Origin of the sequence: Eikenella corrodens (genome assembly GCF_003990355.1) — a bacterium.
GTDB lineage: Bacteria > Pseudomonadota > Gammaproteobacteria > Burkholderiales > Neisseriaceae > Eikenella > Eikenella corrodens_B.
In genome coordinates this window covers 2,343,046-2,370,041 of the sequence record NZ_CP034670.1, presented here as the reverse complement: position 1 = coordinate 2,370,041, position 26,996 = coordinate 2,343,046, and the positions used below count along the sequence as shown (strand labels likewise).

24 protein-coding genes and 1 pseudogene are annotated in these 26,996 nt (G+C 55.3%); 2 read left to right on the top strand and 23 right to left on the bottom strand.

Annotated features, from left to right (window positions below; all coding sequences use genetic code 11):
* Window positions 1-42 precede the first annotated feature (42 nt).
* Entirely contained in the window at window positions 43-1,026 is a 984-nt protein-coding gene (locus ELB75_RS12000; RefSeq protein ID WP_126984091.1) for a tRNA dihydrouridine synthase, read from the bottom strand.
* A 134-nt stretch (window positions 1,027-1,160) separates the two neighbouring features.
* Here ELB75_RS12000 and ELB75_RS11995 point away from each other — a divergent pair, with 134 nt between their 5' ends.
* Window positions 1,161-1,841, top strand: coding sequence for an IS1595 family transposase (locus ELB75_RS11995; protein ID WP_126982624.1), 681 nt, complete (start codon window positions 1,161-1,163; stop codon window positions 1,839-1,841).
* Between the two features lie 38 nt (window positions 1,842-1,879).
* On the opposite strand, the gene ELB75_RS11990 is transcribed toward ELB75_RS11995, so the two are convergent.
* The 13 genes from ELB75_RS11990 to ELB75_RS11925 form a co-directional block, all read right to left on the bottom strand.
* Window positions 1,880-2,146, bottom strand: a complete 267-nt coding sequence (locus ELB75_RS11990; RefSeq protein WP_126984090.1) for a hypothetical protein — start codon at window positions 2,144-2,146, stop codon at window positions 1,880-1,882.
* A 755-nt stretch (window positions 2,147-2,901) separates the two neighbouring features.
* Window positions 2,902-3,345 carry a hypothetical protein gene (locus tag ELB75_RS11980; RefSeq protein ID WP_126984089.1) on the bottom strand — a complete coding sequence of 148 codons (444 nt, stop codon included), beginning with the start codon at window positions 3,343-3,345 and terminating at the stop codon, window positions 2,902-2,904.
* A gap of 317 nt (window positions 3,346-3,662) precedes the next feature.
* A complete protein-coding gene (locus ELB75_RS11975) occupies window positions 3,663-4,127 on the bottom strand; it encodes a hypothetical protein (RefSeq protein ID WP_126984088.1) in 465 nt (154 codons plus the stop codon).
* Window positions 4,128-4,227: 100 nt separating this feature from the next.
* Window positions 4,228-5,004: an acyl-ACP--UDP-N-acetylglucosamine O-acyltransferase gene (lpxA, locus tag ELB75_RS11970; RefSeq protein WP_126984087.1), complete on the bottom strand. Its 777-nt coding sequence runs from the start codon at window positions 5,002-5,004 to the stop codon at window positions 4,228-4,230.
* 120 nt (window positions 5,005-5,124) lie between these two features.
* Window positions 5,125-5,589 carry a 3-hydroxyacyl-ACP dehydratase FabZ gene (gene fabZ / locus ELB75_RS11965; RefSeq protein WP_126984086.1) on the bottom strand — a complete coding sequence of 155 codons (465 nt, stop codon included), beginning with the start codon at window positions 5,587-5,589 and terminating at the stop codon, window positions 5,125-5,127.
* A 3-nt stretch (window positions 5,590-5,592) separates the two neighbouring features.
* The gene (lpxD, locus tag ELB75_RS11960; RefSeq protein ID WP_126984085.1) at window positions 5,593-6,624 is read right to left on the bottom strand and encodes a UDP-3-O-(3-hydroxymyristoyl)glucosamine N-acyltransferase; all 1,032 of its coding nucleotides are present in this window, start codon (window positions 6,622-6,624) and stop codon (window positions 5,593-5,595) included.
* Between the two features lie 145 nt (window positions 6,625-6,769).
* Window positions 6,770-7,249, bottom strand: coding sequence for an OmpH/Skp family outer membrane protein (locus ELB75_RS11955; RefSeq protein ID WP_431306063.1), 480 nt, complete (start codon window positions 7,247-7,249; stop codon window positions 6,770-6,772).
* Between the two features lie 32 nt (window positions 7,250-7,281).
* Window positions 7,282-9,678: an outer membrane protein assembly factor BamA gene (bamA, locus tag ELB75_RS11950; protein WP_126984083.1), complete on the bottom strand. Its 2,397-nt coding sequence runs from the start codon at window positions 9,676-9,678 to the stop codon at window positions 7,282-7,284.
* A 3-nt stretch (window positions 9,679-9,681) separates the two neighbouring features.
* The gene (gene rseP, locus ELB75_RS11945) at window positions 9,682-11,025 is read right to left on the bottom strand and encodes an RIP metalloprotease RseP (RefSeq protein WP_164726941.1); all 1,344 of its coding nucleotides are present in this window, start codon (window positions 11,023-11,025) and stop codon (window positions 9,682-9,684) included.
* A 198-nt stretch (window positions 11,026-11,223) separates the two neighbouring features.
* Window positions 11,224-12,402 (bottom strand): 1-deoxy-D-xylulose-5-phosphate reductoisomerase, encoded by a 1,179-nt coding sequence (gene ispC, locus ELB75_RS11940; RefSeq protein ID WP_126984081.1) that lies wholly within the window; start codon window positions 12,400-12,402, stop codon window positions 11,224-11,226.
* A 419-nt stretch (window positions 12,403-12,821) separates the two neighbouring features.
* On the bottom strand, window positions 12,822-13,466 hold the full coding sequence (locus ELB75_RS11935; RefSeq protein WP_126984080.1) for a TetR/AcrR family transcriptional regulator: 645 nt from the start codon (window positions 13,464-13,466) through the stop codon (window positions 12,822-12,824).
* Window positions 13,467-13,573: 107 nt separating this feature from the next.
* A complete protein-coding gene (murB, locus tag ELB75_RS11930) occupies window positions 13,574-14,599 on the bottom strand; it encodes a UDP-N-acetylmuramate dehydrogenase (protein ID WP_164726939.1) in 1,026 nt (341 codons plus the stop codon).
* Entirely contained in the window at window positions 14,592-15,980 is a 1,389-nt protein-coding gene (locus tag ELB75_RS11925; RefSeq protein WP_064088987.1) for an MATE family efflux transporter, read from the bottom strand. Before ELB75_RS11925 ends, murB begins: the two co-directional genes overlap by 8 nt.
* Before the next feature lie 308 nt (window positions 15,981-16,288).
* Between ELB75_RS11925 and ELB75_RS11920 the strand changes: the two genes are divergently transcribed.
* A protein-coding gene (locus tag ELB75_RS11920; RefSeq protein WP_126982325.1) for an IS5 family transposase occupies window positions 16,289-17,084 on the top strand; the annotation gives its coding sequence in 2 pieces (ribosomal slippage) (window positions 16,289-16,654 and window positions 16,656-17,084; 795 coding nt in all).
* Window positions 17,085-17,274: 190 nt separating this feature from the next.
* On the opposite strand, the gene ubiG is transcribed toward ELB75_RS11920, so the two are convergent.
* From ubiG to ELB75_RS11875, 9 genes and pseudogenes are all read right to left on the bottom strand, one after another.
* A complete protein-coding gene (gene ubiG, locus ELB75_RS11915; protein ID WP_126984078.1) occupies window positions 17,275-17,997 on the bottom strand; it encodes a bifunctional 2-polyprenyl-6-hydroxyphenol methylase/3-demethylubiquinol 3-O-methyltransferase UbiG in 723 nt (240 codons plus the stop codon).
* Between the two features lie 76 nt (window positions 17,998-18,073).
* Window positions 18,074-18,430, bottom strand: a complete 357-nt coding sequence (locus ELB75_RS11910; protein ID WP_126984077.1) for a hypothetical protein — start codon at window positions 18,428-18,430, stop codon at window positions 18,074-18,076.
* Window positions 18,431-18,508: 78 nt separating this feature from the next.
* Window positions 18,509-19,348: a hypothetical protein gene (locus ELB75_RS11905; protein ID WP_126984076.1), complete on the bottom strand. Its 840-nt coding sequence runs from the start codon at window positions 19,346-19,348 to the stop codon at window positions 18,509-18,511.
* 211 nt (window positions 19,349-19,559) lie between these two features.
* Window positions 19,560-21,155: an ArnT family glycosyltransferase gene (locus ELB75_RS11900; protein ID WP_126984075.1), complete on the bottom strand. Its 1,596-nt coding sequence runs from the start codon at window positions 21,153-21,155 to the stop codon at window positions 19,560-19,562.
* A gap of 174 nt (window positions 21,156-21,329) precedes the next feature.
* A complete protein-coding gene (locus ELB75_RS11895; protein ID WP_126984074.1) occupies window positions 21,330-22,136 on the bottom strand; it encodes a DNA ligase in 807 nt (268 codons plus the stop codon).
* Window positions 22,137-22,727: 591 nt separating this feature from the next.
* A pseudogene (locus tag ELB75_RS11890) lies at window positions 22,728-23,560 on the bottom strand (integrase core domain-containing protein); the annotation flags it as partial.
* Window positions 23,561-24,212: 652 nt separating this feature from the next.
* A complete protein-coding gene (locus tag ELB75_RS11885) occupies window positions 24,213-24,572 on the bottom strand; it encodes an oxidoreductase (RefSeq protein WP_126984072.1) in 360 nt (119 codons plus the stop codon).
* Between the two features lie 247 nt (window positions 24,573-24,819).
* Window positions 24,820-25,521 (bottom strand): transporter, encoded by a 702-nt coding sequence (locus ELB75_RS12750; protein ID WP_206501460.1) that lies wholly within the window; start codon window positions 25,519-25,521, stop codon window positions 24,820-24,822.
* 59 nt (window positions 25,522-25,580) lie between these two features.
* Window positions 25,581-26,408 (bottom strand): beta-keto acid cleavage family enzyme, encoded by an 828-nt coding sequence (locus ELB75_RS11875; RefSeq protein WP_126984070.1) that lies wholly within the window; start codon window positions 26,406-26,408, stop codon window positions 25,581-25,583.
* Window positions 26,409-26,996 lie beyond the last annotated feature (588 nt).

The window sequence follows — 26,996 nt, the reverse complement described above, 5'->3', positions numbered from 1 at the left end:
AAGTTTGGGCTTCGCGGGGCTTGGCTTTCAGGTAGCCTTTGCTTATTCGGGTTGGGACTGGTAGTTATCCAGCAGCTGCTCGATTTGTTGGGGGCAGGTGAGGGGGCGCAGTTGGGTGAAGAGGTGTGCGGCTTGGGGGTGGGCGGTTTTCATCATGCCGAGCCATTGTTTGAGGCGGGCGGCGGGGTAGGGCGTATCGCCGGCGTGTTCGCGGCAGAGTTGGAAGAAGCGGCGTATCCATACGAGGTAGTCGGCGAAACCGGCGGGCTGGGGCGGGAGGCCTTGGTTGTGGCGCTGAATTTGGCGGGCAAGGTCGGGGGTGATGACGGCGCCGCGCCCGAGCATCACATCTTGGCAGCCGCTGGTTTGGCGGATGGCAAGGTAGTCGGCCAGGCTGAATACGTCGCCGTTGGCGATCACAGGGATGCTGAGTGCTTGGCGGATGGGGGCGATTTGCTCCCAATGGGCAGGCGGGCGGTAGCCTTCGATTTTGGTGCGGGCGTGCACGGCCAGCGCGGAGGCGCCGCCTTGGGCGATGGCTTGGGCGCATTCGAGGGCGAGGGAGCAGTCTTCGTAGCCGAGGCGCATTTTGGCGGTGAGGGGGATGTTTTCAGGTAGCCTTTGGCGCACGGTAGCGACGATTTGGCGGATGCGTTCGGGCTCGCGCAGGAGGATGGCGCCGCCTTGGTGTTTGTTGACAGTGGGGGCGGGGCAGCCGAAGTTGAGGTCGATTTTTTGCGCGCCTGCGGCCACGGCGGCTTGGGCGTTGGCGGCCATGTTGTCGGGGTCGCTGCCGAGCAGCTGGAGGGTGCAGGGGGTGCCGGCGTGGGTGCGGCAGCCGTGATCGATTTCGGGCATGTGCCGCCGCCAGGTGGCGCGGGAGTGCAGGGTGTGGGTGATGCGGACGAATTCGGTGATGCATTCGTTGTAGCCGCCGATGTCGGTGAGCAGGCGGCGCATGACCGGGTCGAGCAGACCCTGCATGGGTGCCAGAATCAATATGCTTTTTTCTTTGTAAACATTCATTTAATTGTTTTTAATGTATTTTATAGCAGCCTGAAAGCCTTAGTTAGTAGTTTACAGGCTATTTTATATGCAGTTTCTTAATTCATTAGGGGCTTAGGAAGCAAAATCACAAAATATAGTGATAAGCTTCTGAAATGGATTTAAAAAACAAGTACCAAAAGTGCAGTAAAATTACCGAGGCCAAATTCCGTCAGATCCTGCGGCTTTTCGCCTTAGATTTGACCGCTTCCGATACCGCCAAACTGACCGGAATCAGTGTCAGAAGCGTCAACAGCCTGTACCTGAAATTGCGCCGGCGTTTGGCTGACGAATGCGGGAGGCAGGCACCTTTATACGGCATTGTAGAATTGGACGAATCCTATTTTGGTGCCAAACGTATCAGGGGCAAACGCGGGCGCGGTGCGGGTGGGAAAACTATCGTTTTCGGTATTTTGAAACGTGGGGACAAGGTTTATACCGAGATTGTTCCCGATGCTTCCAAAGCGACGCTGCAAAAGGTCATTAGAGGTCGTGTCGGTATCGAGAGCGTCATCAATACCGACGGTTGGCGCGGTTATCAGGGATTGGTTGACATGGGTTTTGCCAAACATTTCAGGGTACATCATGGTGACAATGAGTTTGTCCGCGGTACGCGGCATATTAACGATATTGAATCTTTTTGGAGCTACGCCAAGCATCGCTTGGTGCAATTTAACGGGGTGCCGAAGCATACCTTTTACCTGCATTTAAAAGAAACCGAGTTCCGCTTCAACCACCGGCATGATGATCTGTATAAAGTGCTATTGAAAATGTTGCGGGAAAACCCTTTAAAATGAATTTTGCTTCCTAAGCCCCTTCATTATATGCTTAATCATTATTTATCAGGTATCCAACATACTCTTTCTTTTAAATTTTCATAATATTCTTGGTTGCTATTTATTTTGGTAAAAACAGGTGGCTCTGAACTAATAATCTCAATATATGATTCGATAAAAAAGAAAACATATAGTTTTTCATAATCTTTTAATGGGAAATAGTGATCTTCAATAACCCATTCAGTATATTTTTTATCAGTAACTTCAAAGAATCTATCTCCTTGGTCAAATAATGGGCTTACGTTACCATCACTTAATGAAATCATTTCAGAAAAGTATTAATTTTGTATGAATCATCTGTTCTTTGGAAATGAATAGCCCAATCTATAGATATTTCTGTTAAGTCATTTCTATCTTTATTGTTTGAAAATAAAATACTAATTTTCCCTTCATCCATAAATACGCACTCCAAAAAGAAACCTTGACCTTTTGGAGCATTAATAGATTTAATTGTACTAAACATTATTTATACCTATACCTAATTTTAATATTCTCATCATTGCTATGCTGAATTTACAGTGTAGGAGCACTATTTCCTGAACTATAATTACGAACATTAACTTCTCTTCCGTCAGGTAATTTCCCTGTAATCACACCATTAGATCTTACTTGAACATTCTGTACACCCAAGGAATTAAAAACGGCTACCGCATCATTGTAATTTCCTGATTTGTATATTTCTACGTATGCTTGCTGCTTGTACGCGTGCTTCAGCAGGATCAGGATGATAGTAGTTACTGTTTAAGGTAGGTTTCCCACCGCTGAATTGTTTACTGCTCCGCGATGTAGGATTGATACGCTCTCTCATTATATGCCGGTTGTCCCGAACTCCAGTATTGTGGGAGAGCATATCGGCAGATAAGAAGCAAACTTGTTGCCAAAGTGGCATGCCAGCTAGTTCAAAAGTCGGCCTACTATATAGAGGATACCTGAAAAATTTGTGGTGAAGGTATTCCATGCCATTACCGTTTGTTGGGCGTCGGCAAAATCTGCACGAGTCGTACGCGCCCTGATTGGGCGGCTAGAGGATTTTCTGACTGCCTTCGAATACTTGGATGCTGTAATCGCACACGCGGTCGATACAGTTGGGCATGGTGAGGGTGAGGGTGTATTGGCCGCTTTGGCGGGCATACCAGCCGAACATGGGGGAGGCATGGGGATCGGTATCGGCGATAAGGGTGCGGCCGTCGTGCAGCAGGGTGAGGTCGATGTTGTTGCATTGTCGGCTGCAATCGGCAAAGAAGGTGTAATGTTTGCCGGCACGCAGGTTGATTTGCTGAGGTTTGGATTCGCCTTGGGACAGGCTGCCACGGAAATGTTCGTGCAGCCGGGCGCGGCGGTCTTCTTTGCGCACGATTTCGCGGTTCATCCGCTGCGCTTGCGGCAGCCAGTTGTCGGGCGCGGCTTGGGCAGCGGCAGACAACAGCAGAATAGACAGAAGCGGGATAAGGCGGCGGGTGGGCATGGTGGTGGGAACTTGCTGAAGGGGAAAACGGCAGGCTACCTGAAAGTGGAAGAGGGTGCGATTGAAAATAGCTATGAAGAAAAGTTACTTTGGTAAATGCTGGTGTTTGTGCGCATTATATTGGCATAAAAATCCCGTTATATTGGTATTTATTATAGTTCATGCCAAATTTTGGTTGAGCAGCCTGATTCGGAAGAGAGGGTGCTGGATCGTATCCAGACTGTTGGCAAGCCAACGTTGAGTGTTTCTTTGAGCATTCTGTTATAACAAACCGCCCGGGCTGTGTGGCTCGGGCGATTGGGCTATGCAGGATTGGATTATTCCATGGGGCGGGTGAAGGTGGCGTATACACGACGGGTGCCTTCGAAAGCATGAACGGTGGCTTTGCAGCCGTTGGCATCGTCGCAGTCTTTCATGCTCAACACGATGCGGTAGTTGCCGCTGCTGGGAGCTTGGAAGGTGAACAGTGGCTGGTTGTCCGGCAGATTGTCGCCGGCTACGCGGGCGCCGTTGGCAGCCATCAGATTCATGTCCATGTTGTTGCAGTTGTCGTCGCAGTCGCCAAAGAAGGTGTAGAACTTACCGGCACGCAGGGTTACGGGCAGGGTGTGGGTACGGCCTTGTTTCAGGGTAACCGGGCGCAAGAACAGCTCGCGGGCAGCGGGGTCGGCCGTGCTGACTACTTCGCGGTTGGTAGCGTGTTCGCTTTCGAAGTTGTTGGCCAGGACGGCGGCAGGGGCGGCCAGGGCGGCGATCAGAGCCAGGGTGGTGAGTTTCTGCATGGTGTCTCCTTAATTGGTTGATGAGTTGTGCTACTTGGGAAGTTTCACCAAAGGCTACCTGAAAACGGTTTGGCTGTTTCAGGTAGCCTTGGGGGAAAGATTAGCGAATGATACTACGTTGTGAGTCGGCAAGGAAGTCGCGCAATACGGCCAGCTCGGGCGCGGTTTCGGCGGCTTGGGCGATCTGGCTGCGGGCTTCTTCGTACGACAGGCCTTGGCGGTAGAGGGCTTTGTAGGCGTTTTTCACATTAGTGATCTGTTCGGGTGTGAAGCCGTTGCGGCGCATACCTTCACTGTTGATGCCGGCGGGTTCGGCGCGGTAGCCGTCGGCCATGAAGTAGGGGGGGACGTCTTTGTGTACGCCGGCGGCGAAGGTCGTCATGGCGTAGTTGCCGATGCGGCAGAATTGGAAGACGAGGGTGTAGCCGCCGAGGATAACGTAGTCGCCGATAGTAACGTGGCCGGCTAGGGAGGCATTGTTGGCGAAGATGGTGTGGCTGCCGATCACGCAGTCGTGGGCGAGGTGGCAGTAGGCCATGATCCAGTTGTCGTCGCCGATGCGGGTTTCGCCGATGCCGGTTATGGTGCCGAGGTTGAAGGTGGTGAATTCGCGGATGGTGTTGCCGTTGCCGATAATCAGACGGGTGGGCTCGCCGCGGTATTTTTTGTCTTGCGGTATGGCGCCCAGGCTGGCGAATTGGAAAATGCGGTTGTTTTCGCCGATGGTGGTGTGCCCTTCGATAACGGCGTGCGGGCCGATTTCGCTGCCGGCACCGATTTGCACGTTTGGGCCGATGATGGTGTAGGCGCCGACTTTAACGCTGCTGTCGAGCTCGGCTTTGGGGTCGATAATCGCGGTGGGGTGGATTAGGGACATGGGGTTTCCTTGTGGCAGCGGGCTTTGCAGGGGGTAAGGGCTACCTGAAAATGGTTTGTGCGAAATGCGGCGGCGGTTTGGCGGGGGCTACCTGAAAAAGGGCGTTGCCCGGCTGCCGGTTTATTTGCCCACTGCGCGTTTGGCGCACATGATGACGGCTTCGGCGGCAATTTGGCCGTCTACAGTGGCGGTGGCTTTGAATTTGCCGATGTCGCGCTTGTGGGTGATGACGTCTAGATGAATCTGCACTTGGTCGCCGGGCACGACTTGGCGTTTGAAGCGGGCTTCGTCGATGCCGACGAAAAAGTAGATTTCGTTTTCCTGCCGCTCGCCCCGGCTGAGGATGGCGAGCACGCCGGCGGCTTGTGCCATGGCTTCGATAATCAGCACGCCGGGCATCACGGGAAAATCGGGGAAGTGGCCTTGGAAAAACGGCTCGTTTACGGAAACGTTTTTAATGGCAGTAAGGCTTTTTTCTTTTTCAAAGCCGATTACGCGGTCCAGCAGCAGGAAGGGGTAGCGGTGCGGCAGCAGGCGTTGCAGGGTGCGAACGTCCAGCGGGAGTTCGATGTTTTCGATTTGCATGGGTTATTCCTTGTTTTCGGGATAGTTGATTGTGTTTTCCAGCGTTTTCACGCGGCGGTGCAACTCGTTGAGCCGGCGCAGGTGCACGGCGTTTTTCACCCAGTCGCGGTGGGTTTGCAGCGGATAGGAGCTGGCGTAGTAATCCGGCTGGTTGATGGAGGCGGCCACGAGGGTGCCGCCGCCGATGAAGGTGCGGTCGGCCACGCGGATGTGGCCGACAAACATGGCGGCGCCGCCGATTTGGCAGTAGGCGCCGATATGGGTGCTGCCGGCAATGCCCACGCAGGCGGCGATGGCGGTGTGGGCGCCGATGTGCACGTTGTGGGCGATTTGCACGAGGTTGTCGATTTTCGCGCCCTCGGCGATGACGGTGTCTTCGATTGCGCCGCGGTCGATGGTGGTGTTGGCACCGATTTCCACGTCGTTGCCGATTTCCACGCCGCCCACTTGCGGGATTTTGTACCAATGGTCTTGCGCCCAGGCATTGCCGAAGCCGTCTGCGCCGATTACGGTGCCGGAGTGGATTTCCACGCGATCGCTGAGGCGGCAGCCGGCGTAAACGGTTACATTGGGGTGCAGCACGGTATGCTCGCCAAGCACGCAGTTGGCCTCCACCACGCAGTTGGCCAGGATGCGGCAGCCTTCGCCCAGCACAACGCAGTCGCCGATATAAACGTTGGCACCGATTTCGCAGCTGTCGGGCACGATGGCGCTTGCTTCCACCACGGCGCTGGGATGAATGCCGGGATTGGCGGCGGGGGCGGGGTGGAACAGGCGGGCGGTTTGTGCGAAATAGAGTTGTGGGTTGTCACACGCAATCAGATTGCGGCCGGGCAGTTTGTCAGCCAATTTGTGGTGCACAATCAGCGCGCCGGCTTGGCTGGCCAGGGCTTCTGGCAGGTGTTTGGGGTGTGAGACGAAGCTGATGTCGTCTTTTTGTGCGGTATGTAGCGGAGCAATACGGCTGATGGCGATGTCTTGCCCGGCAAGCGTGCCGCCTAGGGCGGTGGTGATTTGGGAAAGGAGTTTCTGCATTTTCAGGTAGCCTGTGTTGCTGCAAAACAGAGAGGCCGGAATACCGATTTCGTTGAAGCCCGCGCTTTCAGGTAGCCTTGTGGCGGATTGATGCGTTTCCGATAGGGCCGATGCAGTATCGGAAGGCAGCCAACCCGTCGTCGGCCTATTGGCTGTTGAGGGCGCGGATAACTTGGTCGGTAATATCGAATTTGCTGTTTACGTAGATAACGTCTTGGATAATCAAGTCATAGCCGTCGCGCTGAGCCAGCTCGGTAATCACGCGGTTGGCATTTTGCTGCAGGGCGGCGAACTCCTCGTTGCGGCGCAGGTTGTATTCTTCGGTAAGCTGTGCGGCTTGGCGGCGCAAATCCCCATCCAGGGCAATCAGCTGCTGCTCGATGCGGCGGCGTTCGGTGGGGCTCAGGTGGCCTTGGTCGAGCCGGGCTTTCAAGGCAATGCCTTGATCGCGCAGCCGTTGCAAAGCCTGCTGGCGCGCGCCGAATTCGTTTTGCAGGGTGGTTTGGATGCGCTGTGCCTGAACGGACTGCTGATACACGCGCTCGGTATCGATGAATCCCAGCTTCTGTACGCTGTCGGCAACAGCGTGCGATGCGAGCAGCACCGCAGCGGCTGCCGCTGCCATACGGGGAAGATTAAGCTTCATTATCTGCTTTCTTAGAAAGTCGTACCCAATTGGAATTGGAAACGTTGGATTTGGTCGTTATCCCGCTGCCGCATCGGGTGGGCAAAACTGAATTTCATCGGGCCCAACGGGGAAATCCAAGTCAGCGCCGCGCCTACGGAATAGCGCAGTTCGTTGCTGAAAGAAGAACGGTGGTCTTTGCTGTAGTAGCCGTTGGTGCCGTAGGGGTTGGTAGCGCTGTATGCTCCGGTATTGTAGGTTTTGCCGTCCCACACGCTGCCGGCATCGGCGAACACGCTCAAGCGCACGGAACGTTGGTCTTTTATGCCGGGGAAGGGGAAGAGCAGCTCGGCAGAAGCATAGGCTTTGTAAGTACCGCCGTAGTTTACGGTATTACGGGTATTGCCATAAATTTCATATACCTTCGGACCCAAAGAACCGTTTTCGTAACCGCGCACGGAGCCTAGGCCGCCGCCGTAGAAGTTGTTGAAGAAGGGTACGGAGGAGGTGCCGCCGTAGGAACCGGCATAACCCACTTCCCCACCCAGCATCAGGGTGAAGCTCTTGCTTAAGGGGAAGAACCAGCGTTGGTCGTGGGTGAGGATGTAGTATTTCAAACCGCCGCCGGGCAGGCCGAGATCGGCGTTGACGCTGGTGGTGTAGCCGCGGGTCGGCCACAGGGCATCGTCGGTTTTGTTGCGACCCCAGCCGATATTGCCTTTAACAATCCAGTTTTTCTCGCCGTGTTCTTGGATGAACTGGCGGTAGCGGTAGGGTTGATAATTTACGTCGCCATGCAGCTTCACGTTCAGGTGTTCCACTGCGAGGCCGAAGTTTACGCGGTCGTATTCGGTAACCGGCACACCCATGCGCGCACCTAGGCCGATACGAGTGGTTTCGTAGTTGTTGGAGCTGGAGCTGGAGCTGGATTTGTAGGGCATGAAGCCGCGATAGTAGATATCGTAGCCCAAGCTCACGCCATCGGGGGTGAAGTAGGGGTCGGTAAACGACAGGGACGCGGTATTTTGGGTTTTGCCGCGCGCAATGCGGAGGTTGGCGGATTTGCCCGTACCGAACAGGTTGTCTTGTGCCACGCCGGCAGAGAGCACCAAGCCGGTGTCTTGTACCCAGCCGGCAGCCACTTCTACCGAGCCGGTAGAGCGTTCTTTCACGGATACATCCACATCCACTTGGTCGGGCGTATCGGGCAGTGGGCGGGTTTCCACTTTCACGTCGTCGAAATAGCCCAAGAGCTGGATACGGTCTTTAGAGCGGTTGAGCTTGGCCGAATCGTAGGGGGCTGCTTCGGTTTGTCGCATTTCGCGGCGGATAACGGCATCACGGGTTTTGTTGTTGCCGGAAATGTGGATTTGGTTCACATAGTATTTGCGGCCGGGATTCACCGTTAAAACGAAATCCACGGTGTGGTTGGCCTGGTCGGGCTGCGGCTGCACGCCCACTTGAGCCAGCGCATAGCCGGCCTGCCCCATACGGTCTTGGATGGCCTGCAGGCTTTCTACCATCTGCGAGCGGTTGTAGCGGCGGCCTTCGCGCATTTTCAGCAGGGCTTCCAACTCTTCGCGCGGCACTTCGCGGGTGTCGCCTTCGATGCGTACTTTGCCCCAGCGGTAGCGTTCGCCTTCGTGTACTTTAATCCACAGCGTCTGTTCGGTGCGGTCGGCGTTGTAGCGCACATCGGCATCCTGTACCCGGCCTTCAAAGAAGCCTTCGTTTTGGTAGAAGTCGGTGATGGATTGCAGGTCTTGGCGGAATTTTTCGTCGGAGAAACGGTCGTCTTTGGAGAGCCAGCTCAACATGCCGTGGCGATCCATCTGCATTTGGTGGCGCAGAGTGCGGTTGGAGAAGTGCTGGTTGCCTTCAAAGTCGATTTCTTTGATGTGGGTGGTAGGGCCTTCGTCGATTTTCAGTGTGATGTCCACACGGTTACGCGAGAGGCGGGAAATCTCGGGGGTGATGGTGGCGGAGAGTTTGCCTTGGTTGGCATATTCCTGCTGCAGGCCGGCCACGGCTTGGTTGAGGATCGCTTGGTTGAATGGCTGCGATTGGCCCAGGCCGAAGCTGTCGAGATTTTTCTTGATGGCGTCGCTGGGCAGGGTTTTGCCGCCGATAACGGTAACCGTGTTGATGATGGGGCGCTCCACCACGGTCAGCAACACTTGGTTGCCCATGGTTTCTACGCTCACGTCGTCGAACAAGCCGGTGGCATAGAGGTTTTTGATGATTTGTTCGCCTTCGCCATCGGTGAAAGTCCCGCCCACTTTAACCGGCAGGTAGCCCAATACGGTGGAGGGGTCGGTACGCTGAAGGCCCTCGATGCGGATATCTTGGATGGTAAACGGTGCGGCGGCCAGCGCCCAAGAAGACAATCCGGCTGCAAACAAAGAGAAGGTAAGTTTGTTCAGTTTCATGCTTTATCCCAGTAAGCGGGTGATATCGTTGAAAAAAGCCAGCAGCATCAGCATCAGCATCAGGGAGAGGCCGAGGCGCAATCCCCACATTTGCACATTGGCGCTAACGGGCTTGCCGCGAATCCATTCGGCGGCATAATACATTAAATGGCCGCCATCTAAAACAGGAATCGGCAGCAAATTCAAAATCCCCAGGCTGATGCTCACCACGGCGAGGAATTCCAAATAATCCTGAATCCCGGCGGAGGCGGTTTTGCCGGCATAGCTGGCGATGGTAATCGGGCCGGAAATGTGGCTTACGGAAGCCTGGCCGGTAAGCAGGCGGGCAAACAGGCGGCCGGTGAGCGCGGTGTAGGAGGACACGCGCTGCATGCCCATTTCGGCGGCGCCCAGCCAGGTGGGCTGGTAGCGGTAGGTGGAGAGCGACATCCATTGCCGGTCGACTTCTGCTTCAAAACCGGCATAGCCGTAGCGTTCGCCGTTGCGGTCTTCACGGCTGTCGGGGCGCAAGGCTACCTGAAGCGGTTTGCCGCCGCGCAAAATATCGATTGTCAGTTTGTCTTGCGGGTGTTGGCGGATGGTGGTGGTTAAATCCGGCCAAGTGTGCACGATTTGCCCGTTCACGGCCACAACGCGGTCGCCTTTGCGCAAACCTGCGCGCTCGGCGGGGGAGCCGGGCTGGATAGAGGCGAGCGTGGTGTTCAGGCGCAGGGCGGTGATGCCGAACCAGCCGCCGCGTTTGGCCACGGCTTCCGCTTCCGGCGTACCAGCGGCATCGATGGTGCGCGTGGTTTGGCTGCCGTTGGCCTCGCGCACGGCTACCTGAACCTTACCGGCTTCCAAATTCAGGATGATTTCCGATTGTGCGTCGCCCCAAGTGAGCACCTGCTTGCCGTTTACAGCGGTGATGGTGTCGCCCGGTTGGAAGCCTACTTTGGCGGCCAGTGTGTCGGGCATCACCATGCCCACCATCGGGCGCACTTCCTGCACGCCGAAATAGCCGAAGGAGAAGGTGTAGAGCAGTACAGCCAGCGCTAGATTGGTGAGCGGGCCGGCGGCCACCACCAGCATGCGTTTGAACGGATGTTGCTTATCGAAGGCGTAGGGCAGGTCGGCCTCGGCCACGTCGCCTTCGCGGGTGTCGACCATTTTCACATAGCCGCCAAGCGGAATCGGCGCCAGGCACCATTCGATATTGCGCCAGCGTTTGTTGAAAAACGGTTTGCCGAAGCCCACGGAAAAGCGCAGCACTTTGATGCCGCACCAGCGCGCCACCAGCAAATGCCCCAGTTCGTGCAGGCTGACCAAAATCAGGATGGCAACGATAAACGCGCCGAGTGTGTGCAAAAGAAACAAACAAGAAGCTCCTTGAAGCAGGCGAATCGAATGCAGGCTACCTGAAAAAGGGAATGCCGTATTTTCAGGTAGCCTCAGCCGCCAATCGGCTGCAGGAAGAAAAACGTAATTGTAATGGAAACAGAGGTTCCCGACAAAGCCTACGCCAATAGCGAAGGCCTGTCATATTGGCTCGGCCTGCCGCATTATTCATGCGGCTTGCTGCACAAACGCTTCTGCGGCGCGTCGGGCAGCGGCATCCAAATCCAGCAGGCCTTCCAGGCTGTGGTGGCTACCTGAAAAATCCTGTTCCAGGCAATGCCGCACCGTGTGTGCGATGTCGGTGAAGCGGATGCGGTTGGCCAGAAAGGCGGCCACGGCGATTTCATTGGCGGCATTGAGCACGCAGGGCACGCCGCCGCCGGCCTGCATGGCCTGATAGGCCAGTTCCAGGCAGGGGAAACGGCGGTAGTCGGGCGTTTCAAAGGTGAGCGCGGAGAGGGCGGCGAAATCCAGCGGCGGCACGCCGGAGGCGATGCGTTCGGGCAGGCCGAGGCAGTAGGCGATGGGCGTGCGCATATCGGGCGTGCCCATTTGCGCCAGCACCGAGCCGTCGGCATAGCGCACCATGCTGTGCACCACGCTTTGCGGGTGGATAACGGTTTCCAGTTTTTCCGGCGGGCAGTTGAACAGCCAGTGTGCTTCTATCAGTTCCAGGCCTTTGTTCATCATGGTGGCGCTGTCCACCGAAATTTTGCGCCCCATCTGCCAGTTGGGGTGTTTGACCGCCTGTTCGGGTGTGATGGCGGGGAAGTCGGCCAAGTCGGTGTGCAGGAAGGGGCCGCCGGAAGCGGTGAGGATGATGGATTGCACGCCGTTTTGTTTCAGGTAGCCTTTTCCCGGCGGCAACACTTGGTAGATGGCGTTGTGTTCGCTGTCTACCGGCAGGATGCGGGCGCCGGATTGGGCGGCGGTTTGCATGAAGAGGCTACCTGAAACCACCAGCGTTTCTTTGTTGGCCAGGTAGATGGTTTTGCCGGCGCGGGCGGCGGCCAGCGTGGGCGGCAGGCCGGCGGCGCCGACGATGGCGGCCATTACGCCGTCGGTTTCCGGCGCGGCGGCAATGTCGCACAAGGCTTGTTCGCCGTGCAGCACTTCGGTTTGGCAGCTAGCGGCGGCCAGGTGCGCGCGCAGCTCGGCGGCTTGCGCCTCGTTGGCGGTTACGGCGTATTGCGGGCGGAAGGCAAGGCATTGTTCGGCCAGCTTGGCGGTTTGGCTGTGGCCGCTGAGGGCGAAGATGCGGAAGCGTTCGGGGTGGCGGGCAACCACGTCGAGCGTGCTGGTGCCGATGCTGCCGGTGCTGCCGAGGATGGTGAGGGATTGGGTCATGGTTGGTGTGTTTCGGGTAGCTTTTTTTGCTTATATAGTGAATGAACAAAAACCAGTACAGCTTTGGCTCTCCTTGCCGTAACGTGTGTATTGTCTGCAGCTCGCCGCCTTGTCCTGATTTTTGTTAATCCACTATAGTGATTCATTTTAAACCGGCATGGCGTTGGCTTGTTGCCTGATTCTGCTTAAATTTAGGCCACGATATCACGGTATTATGGAAGGGCAGGGAGGCAGAGTTCTTTTTCAGGTAGCCTTCAATGCGGGCGGCAGGCTACCTGAAAATGTTGGGGGAAACAAGCCGGGTTTTGCAAAGGCCTTGGTTTACCGGGCATGGCAGCCGTAGGGAAATGCCGCTAAGCCACCCACAATATTCAACGGCAGCGGAAAGGCGGTTTCCGGCTGCCGTTTGGTTTGCTGCTTCAGGAGCGATATTGCGCCATCAGTTCGCAGTAGTTTGGGTAGTGCTCTTTGCTCACAAAGCCGCGTATCAGGCTCATGGTTTGGTAGATGCCGCGCCGTTTGGCGTTTTCGTCCCAGCAGCCGATGTGCTGGGAGTTGTCGAAGTCGAACCAGTATTTGGTGAGCAGCCACACGTTCAGGCCGAGCTCGCGCAGGGCTTCGTCGTCGGCTTCGATGATGCCTTTGTCGCGCAATTCGATGAAGAGTTTCACTAAAAGCGGGGAGATTTTCTCGTGGGTGAATTCGTTGTGTTCGCCCAAAAGCTGCTTGCTGCGGGCGAGCAGGGTGTTGACGTCGCTGAATAGGAAGCGGTATTCCCAAAGGATGTCGTACACGCCCTGTAGGTATTCTCCCATTTTGGCCATGCTGCCGGGCAGCTCGGTTTGGCGGATGTAGTCGAGCAGTTTGTTGCTGTAGCGCTGGAACAGCTGAACGATGATTTCGTCTTTATTACGAAAATGATAGTAGAGGTTGCCGGGGCTGATGCCGAGGCGCTGGGAGATGTGGTTGGTGCTGATGTTGCGCTCACCCTCTTCGTTGAACAGTTGGAGGCTGATGTCGATGATTCGGTTGTAGGTGTTGGGTTTGCCGGGCTTCCTGGGCATGGTGATCTCCTTTGGCTGAAACACAAATTCTGCCTGCGCGAGAGGCTACCTGAAAATCTTTTGGCGGGGTCATACAGGTATTTTAATACATTATTGATTGTGCTGTCTCACTCCACCCATACCGGCTCGGGCTCAAGCTGCACGCCGAAGCGTTGGTAAACGCTGTTTTGAACGTGTTCGGACAAACGGCGTACGTCTTGGGCACTGGCGCCGCCGAGGTTAATCAGCACCAGGGCTTGTTTTTGGTGTACGGCGGCATGGCCTTCGCGGTGGCCTTTGAGGCCGCATTGGTCGATGAGCCAGCCGGCGGCGAGTTTGGCCTGACCGCCCGGCTGGGGGTATACCGGCAGGGCGGGGTGCCGCTGTTTCAGCGCGGCGGCCTGTTCGGCGGAAACGATGGGGTTTTTATAGAAGCTGCCGCAGCTGCCGGTTTCGGCGGGGTCGGGCAGTTTGCGGCGGCGGATGCGGCACACGGCTTCGGCCACGATGGCGGCGGTGAGTGGCGCGCCTTGAGCTAGGGCTTCGGCTTCGGTTTGCACGTCGCCGTAGTGCAGCTTGGGTTTGAATTCGCTATCCAGCACGAACGTTACTGCCGTAATCACGAAGCGGCCGCCGGATTGTTTGAACACGCTGTCGCGATAGGCAAAACGGCAGTCGGCATGGCTGAACGATACCGGCTGGCCGCTGTCTAAATCCCAGGCGTGCACGGTTTCGATACAGCTTTCGGCTTCCACGCCGTAGGCGCCGATATTCTGCACCGGCGCGGCGCCCACTGTGCCGGGAATCAGGCTGAGGTTTTCCAGCCCGCTCAAACCCAGCGCGATGGTGTGCTGTACGAAATCATGCCAGTTTTCGCCGGCCTGTGCGGTGATGCGCATTTTGCTGCCGCCGGCCGGCTCTGGCGCGGAAATGCCTTTATTGGCCATGCGTACCACCAGCCCGTCGTAGTCCTTCATCAGCAGGATATTGCTGCCGCCGCCCAGCCACAGGGTGTGCCCGCGGCGGTATTCGGGCAGTTGGAAAATTTCAGGTAGCCTTTCGGCTGTGTCCAAGGTGTAGAGCGCGGCGGCGCGGGCGGGGAGGCCGAAGGTGTTCAGCGTGGTTAAATCGGCATCGTATTGCAGTTTATTCATCGTCTTCATGTTCCAACATTTCTTGGCTGACTGTTGCCAAACACCACAAGAGGGCAACGGCGGCACAACCCAGCGACAGCACCAATGCCGCCCAGAAGCCGTAAATCCCCATGCTCGTACCGAAGGCCAGCAGGCAGCCCAATCCGAGACCGACCACCCAGAAGGCGATGCCGTGAATCACCATCGGCAGCTTGGTGACCTTATAGCCTCGCAAGGCGTAGGAGGCGATACATTGGATGGCGTCGGCCAATTGGAAGGCGGCGGCAAACAGCAGGATGGTGGCGCCGATACCGATAACGGCCTGGTCGTCGGTGTAAACGCGCATAATCGGGTAGCGGAACAGCAGGGTGAGCACTGCGGTAACGATGGCCAGGGTTGAGCCGCAGGCCAAGGCCACGCCGGAGGCATAACGCGCTTGGAAATAGCGGTCGGCACCGATGGCATAGCCCACACGCACGGTAACCGCCGCGCCGATGCCTTGCGGAATCACATAAATCAGGCTGGTGATGCTGTTCACTACTTGCTGTGCGGCCACATGGTCTTCGGCATTGCCCGGCAGTTGGGCGATCAGCATCATCATCACGGTGAACAGGCTCACTTCGAGGAAGAAAGACAAGCCGATCGGTACCCCCAACTTGGTGATTTGGCGGAAAATTTTGGCGCTGGGTTTGGAGAAACGGGCGAACAGGCCGAAGCGTTGGAAATATTTCTGTTTGGCAATATAAGCCCACAGTGCGGCGGCGTTAAACCAAAACACTAAAGTACTGGCCAGGCCGCAGCCCGCACCGCCCAAGGTCGGCATGCCCAAATCGCCGTAAACGAAAATATGATTGAGCGGGATGTTTAAAAATAGGCTGATCCAGCTCATCCACATAATCGGCTTGGGCTTACCCAGGCTGGAAGCAAAGGCGTGCAGCGCACGATGAATCATGGCAGCCGGCATAGAAAGGGCAATCAGACCCACATACAGGGCAAATTGCCGTTTCACTTCGGCATCTAAGTCGAGAAAACCGTTGATGGGCTGAATCATTAGCCAGAGCAGAATCATGCCCACGATGCCCAGCATCAGGCCATACCATATGCCCTGACGGCCCAACTCGCCCACTTTCTCGGTTTCGCCTGCACCGTGCTCTTGGGAAATCATCGGATTGAGCGCGGTCATCACGCCGAGGAAAGTCAGATAAACCGTAACAAACGCACTACTGCCCAAGGCTACAGCAGCCAAATCGGTTTTGCCTGCACCGCCAGCCATCACCGTATCCACAAACCCCAGCCCCACCTGTGCAATCTGCGCCAGCAGCATGGGTACTGCCAAGGCGCCCAATTTTGAGGCTTCTTTGCGGAAAACAGCGGGAGAATAACGGTTTAGGTCGAGCAGCATAATTAAAAGCAAGAGTGGAACATAAGTGCGATTTTAGCATAAAAGCAACATAAGTTGTAGTAACGCAACACTTACTGCCTGGGTTTTATGAATATATTCTGCAATAGTAAGCTTGATTTCTTGGGGAAAATATTTTTTTCTGTGTTGCGGATTTTGCCGGGCAAAATCCGACCGGATGCTGTTTTTAGATTAGAGTAGACAAATAGGCAAAAAATGATGCTAGCCGGGTTTCGGTGTAAAGATTGCTAGTATTCTGGTTTCTATAGTAGACCTCTTGCGAAAGTATCCTGAAAATTTACCATTCCCAAATGAAATACGAAAACCTCATCCAAAGAAGCGATAGCGAATTCAAACGGCTCACAGGTGTAACGCCCGTCCTTTTTCACGAAATGCTGCAAGTCACCACAGAAGCAGAAAGCCGGAAGGTCAAGTCGGGCAGGCCGCATACGCTCGGTTTGGCAGACCAACTGCTGCTTACCCTAAGCTATCTGCGCCATTACCATACCCAACTCGAATTGGCCGCCATCTACGGCCTTTCCGAAAGCAATGTCTGCCGCACCATCCGTAAAACCGAGGACGCCCTCATCCGTTGCAAACGCTTCTCCCTGCCAAAGCACAAGAATCCGGGCGACCAAACGGTCATCATTGACGTTACCGAAAGCCCGATTGAACGTCCCAAAAAAACAGCGGCAGTATTACAGCGGCAAGAAAAGGCGGCACACGGTTAAAATCCGGGTCATATACGGCAGGGAAACGGAAAAAATCATCAGCATCCGGACGGGGATGGGTGCCCGGCATGACATGCGTTTAGCCAAGAGGCACCTTGCAGAGCTTTATCCCTACAAAATAGTCATCGCGGATAAGGGTTATCAAGGATTGGCCAAAACCGGATTACAGACCCCGAAAAAGAAATCCAAACGTCATCCGCCGGACAAACAGGATAAAGAGGCGAACAGGCGGTTAGGCAAACTCAGAACCGTCATCGAGCACATCAACAGGAAACTGAAGATATTCAAAATATTGTCGCTGCCTTACCGCAACAGGCGGAAACGGTTCGGGTTAAGGGCAAATCTGATTGCAGGACTGGTTAATGCGATGGGATGAATATTTTCGCAAGAGGTCTAATGGATTAACAAAAATCAGGACAAGGCGGCGAGCCGCAGACAGTACACATGTTACGGCAAGGCGAGACAACGCCGTACCGGTTTTTGTTAATTCACTATAAAAAGGCTACCTGAAACGGTTGAACCGGTTTCAGGTAGCCTCATGTTTTGGTTGTCATGCAGTGCCGGGCTCAGGCTGTGCCGATCGGGCGGCAGGCGATCATGTAGTTGACGTCTGTTCGTTGGTAGAGGCGGTAGCGGCGGGTGAGGGGGTTGTAGGTGAGGCCGCTGGTGGCGGTGATGTTTAGCCCGGCTTGGCGGCAGAGGCGGGCAAGATCGGCGGGGTTGATGAAGCGCTGCCAGTCGTGGGTGCCTTTGGCTACGAGGCCGAGCAGGTATTCGGCGGCGATGATGGCTTGGGCGTAGGATTTGGCGGTGCGGCTGAGGGTGGAGAAAAAGAGGCTACCGCCGGGCTTGACCAGTTTGGCGCAGGCGGCAATCACGGAGGCGGGGTCGGGCACGTGTTCCAGCATTTCCATGCAGGTAACCACGTCGTAGGCGGCGGGCTGCTCGGCGGCGAGCGCTTCCACGCTGATACAGCGGTAGTGCAGGTTGGCCAGGCCTTGTTGTTCGGCATGGGCTTGGGCTACCTGAAGGGATTTTTCGGCCATGTCGATGCCGGTGGCCTGCGCGGTTTCGCGGGCAAGGGCTTCGCTGAGGATACCGCCACCGCAGCCCACGTCGAGCACGTTTTTGCCGACCAGCCCGCCGCTGTGCTCGCGGATGAAGCCCAGCCGCAGCGGGTTGATTTCATGCAGGGATTTAAATTCGCCCTCGGGATTCCACCATTGGGCGGCTAGGCGGCTGAATTTGTCGATTTCGGCAGCATCGACATTTTGGGCGCTGGTGTTCATGTTTTCTCCAAAAAAGGGGTTTCAGGTAGCCTCAATTTAAGCGTGAGGCTACCTGAAAAATGCAGCGGCAAAAGGTTTAGCGGCGGTTGCTGTTGTAGCGTTGCAGGCTGCGCTGCACGGGGGTTTTGATGGATGCGCAGTATTGTTGCTGGGATTTGCCTGCGGTTTGGCTGTCAAGAAAGGTACGAACTTCGGCTTCGTTCAATAGACTTTCGCAGTTGGCTTGTTCAAACTGCTGCTGAGCAGCGTTAAAGGCATTTTTGTAGCGTTCGTCTTGGGCTGAGGCGGGCTCGCAGGCAGAGACGTGGATGACGATTTGAAAGCCGTCTTTCAAATAGCCCAGGCATTGTTGTTTGCTGGCTTGGGCAGGTGCGGCTTGGGCAAGAGCGGGGAGGAGGGCGGCAGTAAGGAGGGCTAGGGCGCAGAGTTTCATTGGAGGAGTTCCTTGTATGTGGCTGGGAAGAGGAGGCTACCTGAAAATTGCTTTTCGGTTTTTCAGGTAGCCTGTGGGTTATTTGACGTTGCGGTAGCGGTGGGCAATGCCTGGCAGTTCGTCTTTGACGGCAGGGCAGAACAGTCGGCTGGTCTGGCCGAGCCACTGGAGTTCAAGATTGATGGCGGCTTGGGCTTCGTCTTCGCTGACGATGTCTAGGCAGCTGTCGTGCTCGAATTGGGTCTGGGTGTTTTTGAAGGCGGTTTGGTAGCGCTCGCTGGTAGCGGAATCGGGACGGCAGGCTTCGGTAAAGGCGGAGAGGTTGTTGCCATCGACAACGTAGCGCAGGCATTGGGCTTTTGCGGCGGCGTATTCGGCAGCTTGAGTGCTGTCTTGCGGGCTGTTGTCTTGCGGCTCGGGGTTGGGCTGCGGGCGCTCTTGGATGTGGGCGGGTTGTTCGTTTTCTTGCTGGCGGGTTGGCCGGCTGTGCCGATTTTGGGATTGAGTGGCGTTGTGTCCGGTATCGCGCTGCTGACGGGCGTTGGTGCGGGTGTTGGCAGGTTTGGTTTCCTGTTGTTGGCGTGAGTGTACACGGCCGTTGGCGGATCGGTTGTTGTCGTGCTCCCTGCTTTGGCTGTTGCGACCGCGGGCGGGTTTGGCATCCTGCTGCTGGCGCGAGTTGGCGCGGCCGTTGGCTGGTTTGTTGCTGTCTTGGGTTCTGCTTTGACTATTGCGGCCGCGCTGAGGTTTGTTGTCTTGCGGTTTGGAAGATGAGTTTCTGCCGGAGGAAGTACGCTCTTGAGACCTGCTCTGCGCGGGTTTGGATTGGGATGCACGGCCGGATGAGGGTTTGGCTGGGGAGGCGATGGCGAGTGCGGGAAGGACGGCGGCGAGGGTGGCGAGGGTTTTGAGTTTCATGGAGGTTGCTTTATGACGTTGTGGGAAATGGGTTTGAGGGATTTCAGGTAGCCTGTCAGCTATTTGGCTGCCCCCTAATCTACCGGATTGGGGCGCGGGGAGGCATATATCTGGCTACGGCCGGGCAGGATATCGAATCATAGCGCAAGGCCGATGAGAAGGCGATAGTTATGATGGCTGTGCCCGTTTGAATTTTCAGGTAGCCTTTAAATTATTCTTCCCGCTGCCACAACACAAATGCCTCGTGCTTTTCGCGCTGGCGGTTGGCGCTGGCGAGTTCGGCGGCATCGGGCACGGATTCGTGGCGCAGGGTGGCGACGAAGCGGCAGTTTTCGCCTAGGGGGTGGCGGCCGTATTCCTGCCAGGCGTGGCGCACCACGGGGTGCTGCGCGGAAACGCAGGCATCGGCCGGCAGCTCGGCTTCCAGCCGCTGCACTACGGGGCGGTAGCTTTTGGCCGCGTCCAGCCAGGGCAGGAACAGGGTGAGGATGAGCGACCAGCACAGCGTGAGCCCGGCCGCCCAGTTGGTTACCGCCTGCCGGCCGCGCACGTATTTGCGCGTAATCGCCAAGAGCCACACCGGCGTGAACAGCACGGCCACGATAACCGGGAAATAATCGATATCCCGTTGATAATACGGGCTGAAATAAGCCGCGCGCTCGGCCAGCTTGGTCGGCCAGCCGAAGTTCATGGCGAAAAAGCCGAGCCACACAAACAGCGCCAGCGAGCCGAAAGTCATGATGCCGAACCAGTTGAAAAACGCCGCCGCGCCGCGCCGCAGCTGGTCGGCCTGCGCCGCTGCCGCCAATACCAAAGGCGGCAACAGCAGCATTAAATTGTCTTCCGCGTGCTGCGGCGAAGCGGCCAGCATCAGGCCGAACACCGCCAGCCAAATCAGGCACAGGCTGTTCCAGCCGTGGCGCGGCAGGCGGCGTTGGCGGTAGAGTGTCCACAAGGCCAGCGGCCAGGCCGGGAAGGCAAACCACAGCAGGTTTTTCAGATAATACGCGGTGGAAAAACCAAAATCCAAGCGGGCAAAGCCGCCGAACGGCGCAAGCACGTGATACCGCCACCATTGCAGGAAGGCCTCGTGCGATAAGCCGTTGAGCACCAGCGGCCACACAAACAGCAAAGGCAGCGTCAGCCCTGCCGCTGCCAAAAGCGTTAGCCAAAAACGCTTGTTGTGCCAATGCGAATCCAGCGGCAACAGCGCCGTAGTGAGCATCACGCCCAACAGCGGCAACAGGCTACCTGAAAGCGACAATACCGTCCAACCCAAAAGCGTGAGCACAATCGCCTTCACCGTTTTCTGCCGCGCCATCGCCAGCGCGTAGAAACTCAGGCTTAAGCCACACAGGGTAACGATTTGCCCGCCGATGAAGTGGCTCATCATCAGCAGACCCGGGCAGCCGATCAGCACCAGCACCGCCGTGCGCCCGTTGCGCCGCCCCAAAAGCATCTGCCCCGCGCCGCCCATGGCCGCGAGCGACACCGCCGCGAGTAAGGCGTTCACCATGCGCACCGCCTCATACGGCGGCAAATGGCCGAACAGTTTCAAAAACAGCAGGGAAAGCCACATATACAGCGGCGGCACATCCCAAAACAGCGCCCCGCCATCCTGCGGCAGCCACCACTGCCCGCTCTCCGCGGCCTGACGGATGACTGCATACACCAAGGGTTCGTCTTGCCACAAATCGTGCGCGAACACACCCGGCCACAGCCAGACAAAAGCCAGCAGCAGCAAGAGCCAGGGCCGCTCGTAAGTGGGCGGTGCGGGGCGTTGCTCGGGCGGAACGTAGGTTAGCATGGGATGGTTGGCGGGAAATTCAAATTGGGCGCTATTGTATAGCAAATGCGGGGTGGATAGGCGGAAGGCTACCTGAAAACGGGGCAGCCGCGAAGTGAGGATATGGCAGGGCAGGGTGGTGTTGTGCCGCCGTTTGGCGTGGCTGTTTACCGGCTTTCAGGTAGCCTGCCGGGTTCAGTTGGCACGGCGCAGGTAGGTGGCGAAGCGGGGCGTGCCTTTGACGGTGAAGCCGCGGTATTTGTAGGTGATGCGGCTGCCGATTGGCGGCGGGTTGCGGCGGTCGGCATCTTTGAAACCGGAGCCGATGCGGAATTCGCCGGTTTCGTTGCGGCAGGACACGGCGCCGAGCAGGCCGGCGTTGCGGCCTTTGCCTTCGTGGTGGGCGGTAACGGTACATTCCGCGTCGTGCGCGCTTTTGAGTTTGAGCAGGTTGTCGCTGCGGCCGCCTTGGTAGGGAATATTGGGGTTGCGCAGCATCACGCCTTCGCCGCCTTGGGCTTCGATTTGGCGCAGGAATTGTTGGGCATGGGCGGCATCGCGCACGGGGGTTTGCGGGATAACGGCGATTTTGGCCTGCGGGTGGGCGGCAAGGTGGCGCTGCACGAGGGCGAGGCGCCGATACAGGTTGCCCGGGGCTTGGGGCACGTCGAAAACGTGCAGTTTGATGCCACTCCAATCGCCGTTGGCGCTGCGGACGGCGGCGGAAATCTGCTCGAATGCGCCGCGCCGGCTGTAGAGCTCGCCGTCGAGCGGATAGGGCGGGAAATCGCGGGTGAAACCGGCGGGCGGGGAGAAGGGGTGGCCTTGGCGGCTGATGAGTCTGCGCCCGTCCCAATAGGCGCGCACGCCGTCGAGCTTTTCGCTCATCGCCCAGCCGGCAATGTTTTGGCCATTGTATTCTTTGGCCAGGATAAGGTTGGGCGCGGCGTACAGGGTAGGAGCGAACAGAAGGGTGGCGAGGGTGAGGAGGAGTGGTTTCATGGCAGATTTTGTTTGGGCGGGGTGGTGGAGGCTACCTGAAAGCTATCGGTTTGGGTTGGACAGAAAGCGGTTTTATGGTTTTCAGGTAGCCTGAAGGGGTATGCGGCAGAAAACGCTGCTGACTTGCGTGGCCGGAGTGGGGTTTTTAGGGCGCAGGCTGCTTTTGGGCGGCCTGCTGCTTCAGGTATTCCTCTGGCGTGGGCGGCGCGGCGTAGCTGTATGTTAGGGTTTCGGGCATGGGTTGCTTTGTTGGATGAATAATAAATTTAAATTCGCCGACGGTAAGGCAAATCTAATGTAATCATAGCCGAAATTAGGAATAAAACAAATAGATAGGGCAGCTTGCAAAGGCTGGCAAATAGCAAAGGGCGGGAAACGGAGAGAGTTATTGATTTAAAAAGCCAAAAGCAATAAACCCTTACTGTTGCTCAGTAAGGGTTTATTCAAAATCTGGCACGCCCACGGGGAACCATATATTTATTTAGAGTCAAAAAATTAAATTCGAAACAATGCAAAATGCCGCACCATAAATCTTAAGGCACCCCCACAATCAGAACCAATCTGACAGAATATAGCCAAATTTTCATACTTTTACAAGAAACAATGCTGATAGGCGACCTTATGGCACAAGAATGCTACTATAAACTTTGGTCTGTAGAAACCAACCGCGTTGTTTAACTACAGGTTGGGAATGAAGCCTGCAACACCTCAAACGGCGTATCGCCGTTCAAACTGCGGTGCGACTTCACAGTGTTATAGAAATTAACAAAGCGACACAACTCCTTTTGCCGATGTTCCGGACTGTCAAACGACTGTTTCTCATGCCACATCTCCATCAGGGTGCGGATAACCCGCTCAGCTTTACCGTTGGTCTGCGGACGGGCAACCCGGGTAAACTTTTGACCAATCCCGTTCTCGTAACAGGCTACTCCGAAAGCATGGTTGGCCGAGCCTTTGTATTCCGTACCGTTGTCGGAGTAAACGCACTCAATCAGGTAGGGACAGGGATCAATCAGGTGTTCGGTCAGAAACTTGGCGGCGCTGTCTGCGGTTTTGTCCGGCAGGATGGCGGCGTACAGCTCCCTTGAGAAATCGTCGATGGCGACAAACAAGTAATCCCGCTTATCGGTGGCTTTCTGCCCTTTAAGCAGCGGCAGCCGTTTGGTATCGAGATGCACTAACTCTCCGGGATAGGATTTATTGTAGCGTTTGGCCTGCTTTTTGAGTTTTTCCTGAATGCTGCGTTCTACCTTGGCCAGGCGTTTCATTCCGTACTTTGCCTGTTTGAAACGGTTGTTGGTACTGGTTTGGGGTTTGAGCAGCCTGCCCCTTGCGGCTTTCAGTGCGCGGTAGATGGTGACGCGGCTGACTTGGTAGCGGCGGGCCAGGGAGGTGACGCTTTCCTTCTCCTGGAAATACTGTAAACAACGCTACTGGTTTCTACAAGTGAGCAATTCTGCTATGAGTTCTTGCCTGAAAACTACGAACCGCAACCGCCGTTTTATTCAGGCCACTATCGGTTTGCCAAGCACTTTTTCCCAGAAATTGAAAACATATAGTGGATTAAATTTAAATCAGGACAAGGCGGCGAGCCGCAGACAGTACAAATAGTACGGCAAGGCGAGTCAACGCTGTACTGGTTTAAATTTAATTCACTATAACAGCACAGGGTGAAGAGTTTGACTGTGCCCAGATTATTGATACGCTACCTGAAATCAAATACTGGATACGTAACTCCGACTTAGGCAAACGTGGTTTTTGGCTGCCCTTGTCCGGTATCCGCGGCAACAGCTTTTTCCCTGATTTCATCTGCGAGCTGCAAGATGGGCGGATTTTAGTACTAGAATACAAAGGCGAGACCTATAAGACCAACGACGATAGCAAAGAGAAATGCTTGATTGGTTAGCATTGGGCACAGATGAGCGAAGGACGGTGTTTGTTCACCATGATTGTGGAGCGAGATGAGCAGGGTCGGAATATGTGCCAGCAAATCTTGGGTGCGATCCAGTCTTAGCAACCTTGTTGCAGTACTAAGTCAGCAATAGCAGGGTTCTATATCCAGGCTGCCTGAGCACATCAGGTAGCCTGGAATTTTATCTGCAACACATTTAGTAATACCACCAAGTTTCCCGCATAAAATGAATGATCTCGTTTAACGGCACGGGCGAAAGCGTAAACTGCTTGTCCCCTTTCCCACAAATTCAATCCGTGCTCATGCCGCCAAGAGTATTCGTGGTCAATAAAACTCTCAGTTATCGTAACCTCTGCAAACCCGCCCCTGGCTTTAGTTTCATACACGTCAATCGCTTCCGGTGTTGGGTATCCCTGATCGGAAACGACGCGGTTGGTGGTGATCGGAGAAGCAAAAACTCTGTTCTTAAAAGTAACGCCTTTGATGGTCAATGGCTTGAACATATGAGGATATTTGCAATGCATACAACTGCTCCTTAATTTTGGTAATGACTTAACTCTATTAGATATTCTTTAACTCCATAATAGTTTGCCACTCTACTAGTTTAAAAAAATGTACTTGGTAGGAGACAAATGTATGGCCACCTGAAAAGTGCGATTAGTCTTGCATAAGTTGCTTTAACATCATGTTATTAAAAGCTGCTGGCAGTTTTCAGGTAGCCCTTTCCCATTGTTGTGCAATATGTTGTATTGTAGTCTGTTCTACACTCGTTCAAACAGTGCGGAGAAGCCTTGCCCACCGCCGGCGCAGAAAGTGATCAGGCCGGTGTTTACGTCGCGGCGTTCCATCTCGTATATTCGGTGCATTGAAGTCCACGGTGTTATTCATGGTAAACGCCCAGTCGCCGGTGAAGTAGGTAAGGGCGAGGTTGGGTTGCAGGGTGTAGTAGCGGTTGGCCAGATTATCGGTATCAGTGGTATAGCGGCCTTCGGCTGCATTGTAGGTGTAGCTGTGTTTGCCATTACGCAGTACCACCGCAGTGCCGGCACCCAGATGGAAGCCACTGCCCAAATCCCACGACAGCATGGCCGGCATCAATACGGTGCTCATGGCGCCATTGCTGCGGTCGGTTTGACCGTTGATGGTGACTTCGCCGAATTTGTAGGGCTGAGCGATGCCTATGGCGTAATTCCCGCCTAGCACTTTGTATGGTGTTGACCAAATTAGCGAGGCCACCATGCTGGTGTTGCCGGTTTCAAGGTCGATGCCGGCTTTGTCGCCACTACCGTTACGCAACTTGCCCCATTCGTAGTCTACATCGTAGCCAAAATACAGACCGGGAGGCGGCAGCGCGCCGGTGTGTGAGCCGGTGGTCGCGCCGGGCTGCATGGGGCTGACGCCTTCTTGAGCGTGTGCGGCGCCCAAGGGCAGTAAGAGTGCCGCTAGCAGGGAAAGTTTGAACCGCGTATTCATGTTTTGCTCCTCAATTTTATTTTCAGGTAGCCTGCTTGAGGCTACCTGAAACTTTGGTATTAGCGTTTTTTCAAGCCCAGAATGGCGCGGGCTTCATCTGGCATGGCCACCGCTTTATCGGCTTCGTTGATGATGCGGATGGCACGTTCGGTGAGAGAGAGATTGGTGGCGAGCACGCCTTTGGAGTAGTACACATTGTCTTCCAAACCAACACGCACATGGCCGCCCATGGCTAAGGTGGTCAGCAGAACCGGCAAATGGTCGCGGCCGATGCCGAATGCGCCCCAAGTGGCGTCTTTAGGCAGCAGGCTGCGCAGGTAAACCAAGTCTTCCACCCGTGCGGAAGCCGCGCCCAGCACACCCAGCACCAATTGGAAGTGCAGTGGTGAAGCGAGGAAACCTTTGGCTTGGAAGTATTTCACACAGGCGTGGATCATGCCGCTGTCGAAAATCTCGATTTCGGTTTTGATACCCAACTCCTGCATGGTTTGGCCGAGTTTAGACAAAAATTCGGGGCTGTTTTCAAATACACCGCCGGGAAGCCAGTTGAACGAGCCAGCATCAAACGAGGCGATTTCAGGCTGCACATAGGCCAAGTGTTCCATGCGCTGTTCGTAGGTGGCGCGGTGGTCGCCGGCAGTGGTTACATTGATAACGATGTCGCAGGTGTCGCGGATGCGGTCGATGGTTTCTTTGAATTTATGCTTGTCCATCGTACCCAAACCTTGGTCGTCGCGCATATGTAAGTGCACCACGGATGCGCCTGCCTTCCAGCATTTGTATGCATCTTCGGCAATTTCTTTTGGTGTAATCGGCACATTCGGATTCAATTCTTTGGGCGTTACTGCGCCAGTAGTGGCTACGGTGAGAATAACTTTATCGCTCATGGTCGGTACCTCTTCAGCTATAATTAAAGGAGATTGCAGATGACTCTGCAACGATGCTGTGAGACATTAAACACCAGTGTCTAAAGAAACTGAAATGCTATTTATGCGCCTGCTTATGTATTTTTTAGATAAGTGCCAACCCATTGGCGATACTAAGAGAGAAAGGTTTGTAGGCTACCTGAAAAAGTGAAACCGATGATCGGGCAAAGCTTGTTTGGCTTGCGGTAATCAAATTTGCCGTGGAGCAAGTCGATGCTGCATTGGCAGCATGAGCAGGATGACAGTACTCAATCTTCTGTAGCCAAAACACGTTGTTTCCTACAGTCTAAGCCTCCTCTGTACTGCTTTCAGCTCGCTGTCCTGTGTGAAACATAATCACTTTTGAGTATCGACCGAAGGTATGGCCCAAGCTGAAAAAGGCTACCTGAATCTGGTTTCAGGTAGCCTTTAAATTTGCGTAAATCGGCAGTATTCATCTAACAATAATAATTAACATGTTGTTTATAAAAAAGTATTCTTATATAGCATAACAAAAAACCGAAATAGAATTTCACAGCCGCAAGGGGTGAGCGTTAATCTGCCGCCACT